At 37.1% G+C, this 15,227-nt stretch carries 12 protein-coding genes; 4 read left to right on the top strand and 8 right to left on the bottom strand.

Going from position 1 to position 15,227, the window contains the following annotated elements; translation table 11 throughout:
• Positions 1-2,274 (bottom strand): FIDD domain-containing protein (locus IEW45_RS14485; protein ID WP_505692159.1); only part of this gene is annotated, 2,274 nt, incomplete at its 3' end.
• A gap of 307 nt (positions 2,275-2,581) precedes the next feature.
• Here IEW45_RS14485 and folE point away from each other — a divergent pair.
• The 4 genes from folE to lgt all read left to right on the top strand — a co-directional run bounded on the left by folE (position 2,582) and on the right by lgt (position 6,044).
• Complete coding sequence (folE, locus tag IEW45_RS14480) at positions 2,582-3,253, top strand: GTP cyclohydrolase I FolE (RefSeq protein ID WP_188621990.1); 672 nt, start codon at positions 2,582-2,584, stop codon at positions 3,251-3,253.
• A gap of 37 nt (positions 3,254-3,290) precedes the next feature.
• On the top strand, positions 3,291-4,775 hold the full coding sequence (cysS, locus tag IEW45_RS14475) for a cysteine--tRNA ligase (protein WP_188621987.1): 1,485 nt from the start codon (positions 3,291-3,293) through the stop codon (positions 4,773-4,775).
• Positions 4,776-4,779: 4 nt separating this feature from the next.
• Positions 4,780-5,031 (top strand): membrane protein insertion efficiency factor YidD, encoded by a 252-nt coding sequence (yidD, locus tag IEW45_RS14470; RefSeq protein ID WP_188621986.1) that lies wholly within the window; start codon positions 4,780-4,782, stop codon positions 5,029-5,031.
• A gap of 65 nt (positions 5,032-5,096) precedes the next feature.
• Entirely contained in the window at positions 5,097-6,044 is a 948-nt protein-coding gene (gene lgt, locus IEW45_RS14465; RefSeq protein ID WP_188621985.1) for a prolipoprotein diacylglyceryl transferase, read from the top strand.
• A gap of 73 nt (positions 6,045-6,117) precedes the next feature.
• Here the strand turns inward: lgt and IEW45_RS14460 are convergent, their stop codons facing one another.
• The 7 genes from IEW45_RS14460 to gyrB all read right to left on the bottom strand — a co-directional run bounded on the left by IEW45_RS14460 (position 6,118) and on the right by gyrB (position 15,205).
• A complete protein-coding gene (locus IEW45_RS14460; protein ID WP_188621984.1) occupies positions 6,118-6,915 on the bottom strand; it encodes an energy transducer TonB family protein in 798 nt (265 codons plus the stop codon).
• A gap of 10 nt (positions 6,916-6,925) precedes the next feature.
• Positions 6,926-7,318 (bottom strand): ExbD/TolR family protein, encoded by a 393-nt coding sequence (locus IEW45_RS14455; protein WP_188621983.1) that lies wholly within the window; start codon positions 7,316-7,318, stop codon positions 6,926-6,928.
• Positions 7,319-7,320: 2 nt separating this feature from the next.
• Complete coding sequence (locus IEW45_RS14450; protein WP_188621982.1) at positions 7,321-8,028, bottom strand: MotA/TolQ/ExbB proton channel family protein; 708 nt, start codon at positions 8,026-8,028, stop codon at positions 7,321-7,323.
• 156 nt (positions 8,029-8,184) lie between these two features.
• On the bottom strand, positions 8,185-11,154 hold the full coding sequence (gene secDF, locus IEW45_RS14445) for a protein translocase subunit SecDF (RefSeq protein WP_188621981.1): 2,970 nt from the start codon (positions 11,152-11,154) through the stop codon (positions 8,185-8,187).
• 135 nt (positions 11,155-11,289) lie between these two features.
• The gene (locus tag IEW45_RS14440; protein ID WP_188621980.1) at positions 11,290-12,225 is read right to left on the bottom strand and encodes a malate dehydrogenase; all 936 of its coding nucleotides are present in this window, start codon (positions 12,223-12,225) and stop codon (positions 11,290-11,292) included.
• Between the two features lie 27 nt (positions 12,226-12,252).
• Complete coding sequence (locus IEW45_RS14435; protein ID WP_229665963.1) at positions 12,253-13,284, bottom strand: DUF6588 family protein; 1,032 nt, start codon at positions 13,282-13,284, stop codon at positions 12,253-12,255.
• Positions 13,265-15,205, bottom strand: a complete 1,941-nt coding sequence (gene gyrB, locus IEW45_RS14430; RefSeq protein ID WP_188621979.1) for a DNA topoisomerase (ATP-hydrolyzing) subunit B — start codon at positions 15,203-15,205, stop codon at positions 13,265-13,267. Before gyrB ends, IEW45_RS14435 begins: the two co-directional genes overlap by 20 nt.
• Positions 15,206-15,227 lie beyond the last annotated feature (22 nt).

Genomic DNA, 15,227 nt, shown 5'->3' with positions numbered 1-15,227 from the left:
GGTTCCGCTTTCGGCGTATACGTAGATGGTTTGTGTGGTGGTGATTACATCGCCTTCATTTAGCATGGTTCCTGTTCCGCCGGATTCTGTGTAGTAGTTGCCGTCGCTTGTCAGGGCTGGCAGGGTGTAACCGGTATCGCTACAGGCGTAGGCGTCTTCGGGTGCTGCTACTTCGGGGGTTTCGGTTAGGGTGAGGTTGAAACTGGTGGTGCCGTAGCAGTCTTCGTCGTTGGTGTTGGTGAGTCTTGCGTATACTGTGGTGGTGCCCAGGCCTACGGTGTAGGTCTCAGGTGATGTTATAGCGTCTTGGTTGTCTTCGGCTTGTACCAAACTCTCGTGGTAGGTGACTGTATATTCATTTGGGTCGATTCCCCCATATATAGTACCGTCGAATGTGGTAAGATCAAATATATGATCTCCACTATAGTCGTCATCACACACTTGTGTAGCCATTGGTGTACCCGGAACCGGTGCAGGATATATTGTTACTTCGAAACTATCTTCATCTGCACAGTTGTTTGGTGTAGTACCGCTGGCTGCATATACATATATAGTTTGTGTAGTAGTAATTACATCTCCTTCATTTAATATAGTACCTGTTCCTCCAGATCCTGTATAATAGTTACCTCCCTGAGTTAATACAGGTAAAGTATAGCCTATATCGGCACATGCTGAACCATCTTCAGGAGCTACTACATCAGGTGTTTCTGTTAAAGTAATATTGAAGTTAACTACTCCATAGCAATCTTCGTCATCTACATTGGTAAGACGAGCATATATAGTGGTAGTACCTACAGCTACTGAATAAGATTCAGGAGCGGTTATTTCACCTGTATTATCTTCAGCTTGTGTTAAGGTTTCATGGTATGTTAAAACATAATCGTTAGGATTTTCTCCTGCATATATAGTTCCATCAAATGTTGTTAAATCTACAATTTCAGTATTGTCATAATTTTCATCACATAATTGATAATCATCAGGAGTTCCCGGTTCAGGAGCCGGACTTGCTTTTATAACAAAGGAAGTTACTGCTTTACATCCTGTAAAGTAGTCTTCTACCCTAACCCAAATAACTTCTTCTGTACCATCGCTAACATAGTTTGTTGTTTCTGCATCAGGTACAGGGCTATAACCTTCTGTTGCATCTAATTCTGAATTATGGAAGGTTATTATATTGGTAAACTCATTGAGCCCATCTAAAATTTCTTCATTATTCTCAGTAAGATCAAAACTGTACGGAGCTCCATTAGGATCACATATTGTTAAATCTTCTGGTTCTCCAAGTTCAATAGGATCTAAAACAGTTACTGTTACGTCAGCTTCTTTTACTACAGTACTTCCATCACATCTGTTATAAGTAGCAACTGCTGTATATGTTGTTGTTTCAGTAGGACATACTGTTATATTAGTATCTGTTGATACTACAGATGAACCTTCCATCCATGCGAAATCTACAATAGAAGGACCTGTTGGTGTAAATCTCCAAGCTTCTTCTATTGCAGTCCAGTTTCCTGTATTTCTTCCGGGAGGTGTTACTGCCTGTGTACCGGCAGCATTTTGTATACCTATAACACCAACTCCACCTTGCCATGAATTACAAGGTACTCTTCTTTCTACATATACTTCTATAACGTTTGTTGTTTCGTACAGTACAATTTGTGAAGTTTGTGCTCCTATAGTGGCATTATTATTACATGAACCTCCAAATTGTGCTACTTCTGAAAAGTTAACTACAAGGGTACGACAAGGATATTCTCCCAGTACCTGATAGTTAATATTAGGGTCAGCGAAAGAGTTATTAATACTTGGGTCTATATCCTGATACACTCCATATATTGCATTTTTAATGGGGAAACCTGTACTAGGAATAGAAGCCGAAAATGAATAGGGACAGTTACTGCCACCTGCAACAGTATTAAAACCTATAACTCCGTTTGAACCCACATAGGCTGTTGAATAGTTATTATCATAAAAACAAAAATCAAACGGAAGTGAAACGGCCGATGACCATACATCATCTGTATCTACAGAAACCTGTGTACCCCCTACAAATGGAAATGGAGGTGCATATGGCACTGACGAAACCGAATAAGAGGTTGTACCCCCGGTTTCGAAATAGTTAGCCGACAATGTTCTACATTCCTCTCCCGGATCTGCAGGTTGACATATTGGCTGAACACTGTTAGCAAACACGTCAGGACATCCGGGTGCCTGAGCGTATGCTCCTACAGATACAAAAATTATTAAAAACAGCAACAAATAATTTTTCTTCATTTTTATGATATTTTTGAAACGCGAAATTTACATAAAATTGACTCAATTAAAACATAATTAGCCCATTTTTTTTATAATATAACAATTCATCTATCCCTTCCCCTACCTCAAATTCATAAAAATTTCGGTTTATTTATGAAATTTAACTTTTAGAGGGTAAATTAATGCGTAAACTTCAATGTTAACTTAACGTAAATTATTTAATAGTTAAACGCAAAATTTACAATTAAAGTATATCCTGTAAAATCAACTTTTATAGCTATCTTTGCAACTTGATGTAAATTACACTTAATTGAATTTAGATATAATGACTTATAGCGAAGATTTGAGAGACGAAATTGGAGAAAACCATATCGCTACAAGTGCAGAAACACCTTTAAGAAAAGATGCTTTTGTACTTAATGATGATGAGAAAATAGAATCTATAAGAAAAGATGTAGAAAGTATACTGCATACTCTTGGTATGGATTTAACTGACGATAGCCTTAAAGGCACCCCAAGCCGTGTGGCAAAAATGTTTGTGAAAGAAATTTTTGGCGGCTTAAACCCTGCTAAAAAGCCCAGCTCTTCTACTTTTGAAAATAAATACCAGTATGGTGAAATGCTTGTAGAAAAAAACATTACTGTATACTCTACTTGCGAACATCACCTTTTACCAATAGTAGGACGTGCTCATGTTGCATACATATCTAACGGTACTGTTGTGGGACTATCTAAAATGAACCGAATTGTAGATTATTACGCTAAGCGACCACAGGTACAGGAAAGGCTTACTATACAAATTGTTGAAGAACTTAAAAAGGTTTTAAATACTGAAGATGTAGCTTGTGTGATTGATGCTAAACACCTTTGTGTTAACTCTCGCGGAATACGTGATATTGAAAGCAGTACTGTTACTTCTGAATTTGGAGGTAAGTTTAAAGAGGATAAAGTACGAAGAGAATTTTTAGATTATATTAAGCTGGATACTCAGTTTTAATATATATTGCAGATAAAAAGTTAGATACTGATTTACCATGCACTTATACCAGGAACAGCAATTAAAGATATACAATTCACTAAACGGAGATAAAGAATTATTTAAACCAATACACGAAGTCAGCATAGGCATGTATGTATGTGGGCCTACTGTATACAGCAATGTACACTTAGGTAACTGCCGTACGTTTATTTCTTTTGATCTTGTGTACAGATATCTTAAACATTTAGGGTATAAAGTGCGTTATGTCCGTAACATAACAGATGTAGGGCATATGGTAGACGACGGTGATGACGGTGAAGATAAAATTGCTAAAAAAGCCAGGCTTGAAAAACTGGAACCTATGGAGGTTGTTCAGCAATACTCTATAGATTTTCATCAAATTATGGAGCTTTTTAACACACTCCCTCCAAGTATTGAACCTACCGCAACAGGACATATTATAGAGCAGATTGAAACTATTAAAGCCATAATAGACAACGGCTACGCATACGAGTCTGAAGGTTCTGTGTATTTTGATGTCGTAAAATTCAATAAAGACCATAAATACGGTAAACTTAGCGGACGCGACATTGAAGAAATGATTGCGAACACCAGAGACCTTGCCGGGCAAACTGAAAAAAGAAACCCTCAGGATTTCGCACTTTGGAAAAAAGCGGAACCACAGCATATAATGCGTTGGCCTTCTCCTTGGGGAGATGGTTTCCCGGGGTGGCATTTAGAGTGTACTTCTATGAGTACCAAATACCTTGGTAATCATTTTGATATACATGGCGGTGGTATGGATTTAAAATTCCCTCACCACGAATGTGAAATTGCACAAAATGAAGCCAGCACAGGGCAAACACCTGTAAATTACTGGATGCATGCCAACATGCTTACCCTTAACGGTAAGAAAATGTCTAAGTCCACAGGTAACAATATATTACCAAGAGAGATATTTTCAGGGAACAATACTATACTTAGTAAGCCATTTAGTCCAACAGTAACCCGTTTCTTTATACTTCAGGCACATTACAGAAGTATATTAGACTTTTCTAATGATGCTATTGAAGCTGCCGAAAAAGGGTTCAACCGCTTAATGGAAGCTATTGATAGTTTAGATACTATAAAAACACAGGAAAAATCATCATTAGACATTACAGCATGGAAACAGCTATGCTACGATGCTATGAATGATGATTTTAACAGCCCTATACTTATAGCTCAACTTTTTGAAGGCGTACGTTTCATCAACCTCTTAAAAGACGGAAAAGAAACTATAACTGCTAAAGACCTTGAGTTACTGAGCAAAACTTTAAAAGAATTTACTTTTGATGTACTTGGTCTTAAAAATGATTTAGCAGGCAATGATAGTACATCAGACAAACTGGAAGGCTTGGTTAATATGCTTATAGGTATGAGAAACGAAGCACGTGCCAATAAAGATTATGCTTTATCTGACCAGATTAGAGACCAACTTAAAGAGTTAGGTATAGAAATAAAAGACTCTAAAGAAGGAACAACTTTTTCAATAGTATAAAACAATGAAGGCGAGTAAAATAGTCATATCGCCTTTCATTGCTTTAATACGCTTTTATCAAAGTGCTATATCGCCTTTTTTTCCTTCTGCCTGTCGCTACTCCCCTACTTGCTCTCAATATACTATTGAAGCATTACAAAAACACGGCCTTTTTAAAGGCGGATGGCTTGGCTTGAAAAGAATTGCCCGATGCAACCCATGGGGTGGCAGAGGCTATGACCCTGTACCCGAGAAAAAATGTTCTCATAAACATTAATACTTTTTTTATGGGTAGTACTCATCAATTATTTAAATTTACCACGTAATAAATAAAAAAATATAATGACACACGCTTTAAGCTTTGTATGGAACCCCTCCGAAGGGATAGACTTAGGCTTTTTTATGATTCGTTATTACAGCCTTATGTTTGTAGTAGCCTTTGGTTTAGGCTGGTATATAATGAAGAAAATATTTGAGCGGGAAGGCGAATCCATGGAAAACCTTGACAAGCTTTTTATATATACTTTAATAGCTACGCTACTTGGTGCTCGTTTAGGGCATGTTTTCTTTTATGACTGGGATTACTTTAGCCAGCATCCGGCAGAAATACTATTACCTTTCCGCTGGAATGATAACGGCGATTTTGAGTTTACAGGCTTTGCAGGTTTAGCCAGCCATGGTGCTGCTATAGCCATTATATTATTTATGATATATTACAGCAAAAAAATTATACACCGCCCATTACTATGGATTTTAGACAGAGTGGTAATACCTGTAACCAGTGGTGGAATTTTTGTTAGGATTGGTAACTTTATGAACTCCGAAATACTTGGAAAAGAAACAAGCGAAAGCCTCCCTACTGCTGTAAAATTCATTCGTGGTGAGGATAACCTTAACAAGTACCAAGCTATGAAGGTAACGAATGTTAAGGATTATAATAAAGCCTATGATCTTATAGAAAAGGACCCTCAGTTTGCAGATACCCTAGCCAATATACCTTTCCGCCACCCTGCACAGTTATATGAAGCAGCCGGCTATGTAATAGTATTTTTAATCATCTACTATATGTACTGGAAAACAGATGCAAGAAAGAGAAGAGGGCTTATATTCGGTGTTTTCTTAGTATTATTATGGACAGTACGTTTCTTAGTAGAGTTTGTAAAACAAAGCCAAGGGGGCTTTGAAGGTGAGAACCCTATCCTGTTAACAGGACAATGGTTAAGCATACCGTTTATATTAGCAGGCATCTATTTAATATTTACTTCTAAAAACAAAACAGAAACGCTATAATAAAAGCGTTTAGCATAAATAAAAAAGCAGGCTAAGAGCCTGCTTTTTTATATACTTAATATATTTTTCTCTTTTATTCGGTTAATGTAAAGTTATACACTATTCTCCCTATTTGCTTATCAGGAGCATTAGGATCAGGCTCCCAAGTTGTTTTCATTGCAGCTGCTCTCGCTTGGTCTAACAAACACTTTGCCGAGTTTGTAGTACCCCTTGCACCTGCTGTAGCTGATATTACTTTTCCTGATTTATTTACAGATATCTGTACTACTACCTTACCTTGTTCATTACAGGTATACTGCGGTTGTGGTTTAGCTAATGCTCTACGATTACCCAGTTGATAGTTTCCATCACCTGTACCGCCACTTCCTTTTCCTCCGTTACCATAATTACCATTCAGTTCACCATTAATTTTACCTTCATCACCCGGAGTTAAATCATCACCCTGTCCTGAGTTAGCTTCACCGTCCGATTTGGGACCATTAAGCAGGTTATTTAAAGCATCTTCTGTGCTTTTAGATGGCTTTGGGTCTGGTTTTGGTTTAGGCTTCTCCGTTTTCTCTTTAGGTTGCTTCTTAGGCTCTTCAGAGTTTATCACAGGAGCATCTGTTACATCTTGTGTTACTACTTCGTCTTCTACAGGAGTAGGTTCAGGTTCAGACTGTGTTGGTTGTGGTGCCGATTGTATAGGTGTAGTAGGTTGTACTGCACCCATACCGGCATCGGTAGTACCAAAGTTTATAGCAATACCACTTTCCGGTGGCGGATCCATATAGCTCAACCCAAAGAATATACACAGCAATAGCAATAATGCAATAATTGCTGTTGTAATTCCAAAGGATTTTTTCTCACGATCTGTTTCTAAAAACTTCATAACCTTAAAATTATTTAGGGTTAACCGCCAACACTATTTTATAACGATTCCTGTTGGCTATATCCATAACGGTAACGGCTTTTTCTATAGGTACTCCCTGCTCTACACGAAGCACTATAGCTTTGTCTTCTGCACCGCCCATTACACTTGTAATTTGTACTTCCAGATTTTCTTCTTTAATAGGCTCTTGGTCTATATAATACTCTAAATCTTTAGTAATGTTTACAGATATATTTTGATTATTTTCTGTTTTACCTTCTGCTTTTGGCAGGTTAAGTTGTAACGCATTTGTGGTAACCATGGTAGAAGTAAGCATGAAGAATATCAATAACAGGAATACAATATCCGTCATTGATGACATGTTAAATTCAGGGGTTACCCTATTTCTACTTCTAAACTGCATAGTTATACGGGATCATTTAATAAATCAAGGAATTCTACTGCTGTAGCTTCCATTTTGTTTACAATCTTATCGGTTTTTACTACAAGGTGATTGTAACCTATATATGCAAATACACCTACTATAAGCCCTACTACTGTAGTGGTCATAGCAGTGTAAATACCTCCTGCAAGAAGGTCTATTTGTATTTGACCTCCACCTTTTTCAATTTCAAAAAACACAACTATCATACCAACCACAGTACCAAGGAAACCAATCATAGGTCCTGCTCCTGATATAGTTGCCAGCATACTGGTATTTTTTTCAAGGTTGTATATTTCCAACTTACCTGCATTTTCTATAGCCGAATTAATATCTTCTAACGGCTTACCTATACGCGTTATACCCTTCTCTACCAATCGAGATACAGGAGAGTTAGTGTGTTGACATAGTAGTTTAGCGCTATCAAAACGCCTGTTTGTAATGTGGTCTTTTATCTGGTTCATAAAGCCTTTGTCAATTTTAGAGGCTTCTTTTAGCGCCATTAACCTTTCAATGTAAAGGTAAATTGCTACAAACAGAAGTACTGCAAGTACTGCTATTACAATTTGACCTCCGATACCGCCACTGGTTAAAAGCTCCCAAATAGACAATGTTTTCTCAACAGATTCTCCGCCTTCCTGCAATGAATCATTAGCAACTGATAGGCTGTCAACATCCTGAATGTTTAGCATAGAAAATTATACTTTTAAGTTTGTTTTAAAAATTTAACGCTAATATAGTTTAAAAATTGCTTCTAAACACGGCACTTTTACGATACATTAACTACCTAAACCAAAAAAGCCTGCTTTAATAAGCAGACTTTTCTGATTTATATATTTTGATTATGCTTACTCAGCAATAATTTCTTTTTCTTCAACAGCAATCTTTTCCTTTTCAGGTGTAGTATCTACAAGTATTGGTGTTGCAATGAATAGTGATGAGTATGTACCCACAAAAATACCTATTAACATAGCAAATATAAATCCTTGTATAGACTCTCCACCAAATATGAACATAATAAGTAACACAAATATTACTGTAAGTGAAGTGTTTATTGTTCTGGTAATAGTAGCGTTAATAGACTTGTTTACCACATCTTCAAACTTACCTGATACTTCGTTACCTGTAACAAACTCTCTAATTCTATCGAATACAATTACGGTATCGTTAAGCGAGTAACCAATTACGGTAAGAATTGCAGCAATAAAGTGCTGGTTCATTTCCATTTGGAAAGGAGCATACTTGTAGAATAGTGAGTAAATACCAAGCACAATAATAACGTCGTGCGCCACTGCTGCTACCGCACCTAAACTGTACTGCCATTTTCTAAAACTAATCATTAGGTAAAGGAATACAATAAATAGTGATCCTGCCACAGCCCAATATGAGTTAGTCTTAATATCATCTGCAATGGTAGGACCTACCTTAGAAGCCTGCATAATACCCAGTTGCTTGCCTTCGTAAGTATTTACAAAGTTATCGTAAGTAATATCTTCTGAGTAGTATTTTTTAAGGTTATCATACATCATCTGATTAACCTCTTTATCAGCTTCTATACCATGCTTATCTACTTTATATTTAGTAGTTATTCTTAACTGGTTACTTTCTCCGAATACTTTTACATCAACTCCACTATCAAATACTTCAGGACTTGAAAGCGTTGCTTTGATTTCTTCAACCGGTGCTTCTTTATCAAACCTAACCTGGAATGTACGACCTCCTACAAAATCAATACCCTGGTCAAGACCATTTGTAAAGAATGATACAAAACTTACAGCTATTAAGATAGCTGAAATTACATAAGCAATTTTCTTTTTACCTAAGAAGTTAAAGTTAAAGTTCTTAAACCAGTTCTTAGACATTGGAGTATCAAAAGTAAGTTTACCGTTTTTATTCATATCTAAGAATATTCTTGTAATGAATATTGCTGTAAATAATGAAGTAAGAATACCTATAAGTAATGTAGTTGCAAAACCTTTTACCGGACCTGTACCAAATATTAATAGTACCAGACCTGTAAGGAAAGTTGTTACGTTAGCATCAGTAATTGCTGACATTGCACCTTTCCAGCTATATGCAATTTTTAAAGCTTCATCCAGCGTTCTGCCTAGTCGTAGCTCTTCTTTTGCTCTTTCATAGATAATAATATTGGCATCTACCGCTGTACCCATTGTTAATACAATACCTGCAATACCCGGTAGTGTTAACACTGCACCTATACTGGCAAGAACACCAAATATATAAAGTAAGTTAACTGCTAGTGCTATAATAGCAAACCAACCTGACTTACCGTAGTATAATATCATCCAAAGTGATATAAGTAATAAACCTACTAATGCAGACATAATACCACTATCAATAGCCTCCTGACCTAATGATGGCCCTACAACCTCTGACTGAATAATATCTGCTGATGCAGGAAGTTTACCTGCTCTAAGTATGTTTGCTAAATCTTTTGTTTCTGATACTGTAAAGTTACCTGATATTTGAGAACGACCTCCTGAAATAGGACCTGATGTTACTCCCGGAGCAGAGTACACTACATTATCCAGTACAATTGCAATGTAACCTTGACTAGAAAATGCTTTTCCTGTCATCTCCTCCCACTTCTGAGCTCCTTTAGTATTCATCTGCATTTCAACAGATGGTTTACCCATTTGGTCAAATGCTTCGTTTGCCCCTGTAATAACGTTACCACTAAGTGGAGGTGTATTACTTCTGTTACCTTTTAAAGCATAAAGTTCAAGGAAACCTTTACTTCTCTGAGAGTCTTCTTTACCCCAAACGAAACGAGCAAAACGTTGCTCACCTGAAAGTAATGAACGAATATCTGATCTTTTTAACCATTTATTTATTGTTGCCGTATCTTTTACTGCTGCAACACCTAATACAGGACCAAACTGACCCGGAGATAATTTTGCGAATAACGGGTTATTTGCTCTTGCAGCTTCAAGAGAGTCTGTAGCAGAATCTGTAAGAAGTGAATCTATACCTGTGGAAGGTGTTTCTTCAGTAGTATCTATTTCTTCTGTATCTGCTGTTTTTTCAGTTTCTCTTAGTGTTTGGTTAGCAGCAAGTAAAAAGTTTTGAATTTCACTTATCTTGTAAGTTTCCCAAAACTCTAACTGTGCTGTACTTTGTAATAGTTTTTTAACTCGGTCTATATCTTTTGCACCGGGAAGCTCTACTAATATTCTTCCTGACTCTCCAAGCTTTTGTATGTTAGGCTGTACTACACCAAATTTATCAATACGCTCAGAAAGTACTCTATAAGCACTATCAACCGATTCGCTTACTTTATTTTTGATAACATTTTTAACCTCTTCATTGGTCATATTAATGTTAACATCATCTCCCATTATTCTGTTAGTAAACAGTTCAGGAGAAGCGAGTTTAACGCTTCCGTTTGATACTTCATCAAAAGCAATGAAGAAAGCATCAAGATAATCCTGATTACCTTGTCTGTCCTCTGTAGCTTTATCTAAAGCCTTATTTAAAACAGGGTTTGAAGAATTGTTAGCAAGTCCTTTAATAATATCTTTTACTGATATCTGAAGAATTACGTTAATACCTCCTTCAAGGTCTAACCCTTTGTTGATTTGTTTGTCTCTTACCTCATCAAATGTATAATCCAATACAGGATATACAACTGAGTCTTTCATCATATTAAGGTATTCAACTTCTTTTGCAGAATCGCCTTCGGCGTATTCTTTTGCATCCTCTTTAATACTGTTTGAAACAAACGTAAATGAAAGTTGGTAGATACAAACTATCGCAATCAATATTGCGAAAAACTTAACGAGTCCTTTGTTTTGCATTAGTACAAATATTAATTATCCCAGTTTTTAAAACCGAGCAAATATATAATTTACACGAAGATTAAACAATTTATTTCTAAATAATATCTTAAAAAAAAAGCTGCCGAATGGCAGCTTTTTAATAAAATTATTATATTATGCTAATACTGACTGTAGGTCAGCATTCATATTACGTACCGCATCGGCACTTTTAGCAAATAAATCTTTCTCCTTATCATCAAGGTTAACATCAACTATTTCAACTAACCCTTTTCTACCTATAATACAAGGTACTCCTATACATATATCGCTCTGACCATACTCTCCGTCAAGCATTACAGAACAAGGAATCATTTTTCTTTGGTCGTTAAGAATACTGTCAACTAAATAAGCAACCGAAGCTCCCGGAGCATACCATGCTGATGTACCTAATAGACCTGTTAATGTAGCACCGCCAACCATAGTATCGGCAGCTACTTTATCTAACACATCCTGAGAAAGGAATTGTGATACGGGACTACCGTTATATGATGCTATTCTTGTAAGCGGTATCATCGTTTTATCGCCATGACCACCTATTACCATACCCTGCACATCGTTACCCGGCTTCTCTAAAGCCTGAGAAAGGAAGTATTTGAAGCGAGAGCTATCTAAAGCACCACCCATACCTATAACTCTGTGTTTAGGTAAACCTGTGGCTTTTAGTGTTAAGTATGTCATAGTATCCATAGGGTTAGATACTACTACAATAATAGCCTCAGGAGAGTGCCGTAATACGTTATCAGCTACCGATTTTACAATACCGGCATTAATACCAATAAGCTCTTCTCTTGTCATACCCGGTTTTCTTGGTATTCCCGAAGTTATTACAACCACATCACTGTTAGCTGTTTTAGTATAATCGTTTGTGCTGCCAATTACTCTTGTATTAAAACCTGTAGTAGTTGCACATTGCATAATATCCATAGCTTTACCTTCTGCAAAGCCTTCTTTAATATCTAACAATACTACTTCGCTAGCAATTCCTCTGTAAGCAATTACATCTGCACAGGTAGCACCTACATTACCGGCACCAACAATAGTTACTTTCATAATTAATATATTTTTTATATGGTTAATTTATTGAAAAGAATATCCAAAAGCGATATTCGTATTTACAAATTTACCAAAAGCAAGTATAGATTGTATAGAAAAATTATTAAATTTATAAGAAATCCCTGCTTCTCCTATATAATTCACTCTTGTTTTATAAATTTCTTTTAATCGGGTATTTATTACCTGCTGTAGTGGCAGTATCTCCTCAATACTCCCCTTTTCTCCACCTACTTCATACTCTACGCCACTGGTGTTAACAATAAAACTACCCATAACCTCAAAACTACCAAACTCTTTAGACCCACTCAGTTGAAATTGCCAAGTATCTACAAGCCCTGTTATTTCGCTTATGCCAAGCGTACCGTAATCTGTTTGTATATCAAGAAAGTTAAATGATACTTCTTCATTAGAGTATCCTACCATTGCAGCAAGGTGAAGTTTTTTCGCTTCAAGCTTTTTAAAGTATTGGCTAATGTTATGCTGCAAACCAAAACCATATACCTGATAATTACTCTTTTTCAGCTTTACTTTGGTTGAGTATTTTGCAATAAGCTCAGTACCGCCCCATAAGGCTATAGCACCTTGTAAGTACGGGTAAGCCACTGTTTGCATATTTATACCCTGTGGGGTTTCCAAACGCACTTCGCTATCGCCTAACTGCCCCGATAAATATACCTGATGTTTATTCCCCAATGCGGTAGGAACAGTTGCAGACTCTCCTTCCTCTAATTGAAAGAATGTAAAATCACTATTATTAATAGTAAACTCCCTGTCGCTTTGAGGGGTGAAAAAAACATTAGTACGCAAGCTTATAGAAACATCCCACAACTCTCTCTTTTTAGGAGATGCTATCCATCCTGAGGCTGCTTGGTATACCGCAGCATCAGTAGCCGGAGTTATGTATTGGTCAGAAAAAAATAGGGCATCATTAATTAGATGCCCCATTTGTTCCATAACTTCTATGTCTGATTGCGCTACTGTTTTACCCGCCGTTAAAGCGAATATACATACTAGTAGCTGCTTTATCTTAAAACGCTTACGCATCAATATTAGCATATGCTGCGTTTTTCTCTATAAATTCACGCCTTGGCGGTACTTCATCCCCCATAAGCATAGAGAATATTCTATCAGCCTCTGCAAGACTATCTATAGTTACTTGTCGTAGTGTTCTGTATTCAGGATCCATAGTGGTATCCCAAAGCTGCTCAGCATTCATCTCACCAAGACCTTTATAACGCTGCACATTAGCACCACCGCCCATTCTTTCATTAGTTTGATCACGCTGGTCATCTGTCCATGCATACTCTTTTTTATTCCCTTTTTTAAGCATATATAATGGCGGAGTAGCTATATATACGTGTCCGTTTTCTATAAGCTCTTTCATATAACGGAAGAAGAACGTTAATATAAGTGTAGCAATGTGGCTACCATCAACATCGGCATCACACATAATTACTACTTTATGGTAACGCAGCTTTTCAAGGTTAAGCGCCTTACTGTCTTCAGCAGTACCTACACTTACGCCAAGCGCTGTAAATATATTTCGTATCTCTTCGTTTTCAAACACTTTATGCTGCATTGCTTTTTCCACGTTAAGTATTTTACCTCTTAACGGAAGTATTGCCTGGAAGTTTCTGTCACGACCTTGTTTTGCAGTCCCCCCTGCCGAATCTCCCTCTACAAGAAAAATTTCGCATTTTGCAGGATCCTGTTCAGAGCAATCGGATAGTTTACCCGGTAATCCGCCGCCGCCCATAACGGTTTTACGCTGCACCATTTCACGAGCTTTTTTAGCTGCATGGCGTGCCTGAGCTGCAAGTATTACCTTCTGTACAATAGTTTTTGCATCGTTAGGGTTCTCCTCAAGGTAATTTTCCAGCATTTCTGATACTGCTTGGCTTACCGGAGCTACAACCTCTCTGTTACCTAGTTTAGTTTTGGTTTGCCCTTCAAACTGTGGTTCTGATACTTTTACTGATATAATAGCTGTTAGTCCTTCACGGAAATCATCTCCTGAAATTTCAAATTTCAGTTTTTCCAACATTCCGGAGTTTTCAGCATATTTTTTAAGGGTATTGGTAAGACCTCTCCTAAATCCTGAAAGGTGTGTACCTCCCTCGTGTGTATTAATATTATTTACGTAGGAGAATATGTTTTCAGTATAACTAGTATTATACGTTAAAGCTACCTCAACAGGAACATCTCCTTTGTCTGATTCCATACTTATTACATCAGCAATAATTGGCTCACGGCTTTTATCAAGGAACTTTACAAACTCTTTAAGTCCTTCATCAGAATGGAATATTTCTCCCTTAAACTCTCCTTTATCATCTTTCTCTCTCCTGTCGGTAATAGTTATAGTAATACCTTTATTAAGGAAAGATAACTCTCGCATACGTGCTGCAAGGGTGTCATAAGAGTATTCTACCGTTTGTGTAAATATTGAAGTATCCGGCTTAAAGGTTACTACTGTACCTCTTTTATCGGTTTCTCCTATTTGTTTAACAGGGTATAAGGCTTTACCTCTTTCATACTCCTGTTCGTATATTTTACCGTCTCTGTAAACAGTTGCTTTTAAATGGTCTGAAAGTGCGTTAACACAAGATACCCCCACACCGTGAAGACCACCTGATACTTTATATGAATCTTTATCAAACTTACCTCCCGCACCAATTTTGGTCATTACAACCTGTAGTGCCGAAACGCCTTCTTTTTCATGTATATCAACCGGAATACCACGTCCGTTGTCTTCTACAGTAACTGAATTATCTTCATTAATAATAACACTTATCGTATCACAATGTCCGGCAAGTGCCTCATCAATAGAGTTATCAACAACCTCATATACAAGGTGGTGCAACCCTCTCACTCCTACATCGCCAATATACATTGATGGACGCATCCTAACGTGTTCCATCCCCTCAAGAGCTTGTATACTAGATGCCGAATAATTGTTCTTTTTTACTTCTTCACTCATAAAAAATGTATGTTAACGAATT

It is taken from the genome of Flavobacterium suaedae, assembly GCF_014642915.1.
In the GTDB taxonomy this organism is placed as follows: Bacteria; Bacteroidota; Bacteroidia; order Flavobacteriales; family Flavobacteriaceae; genus Flavobacterium; species Flavobacterium suaedae.
This window is presented reverse-complemented; position numbering and strand designations above follow the sequence as displayed.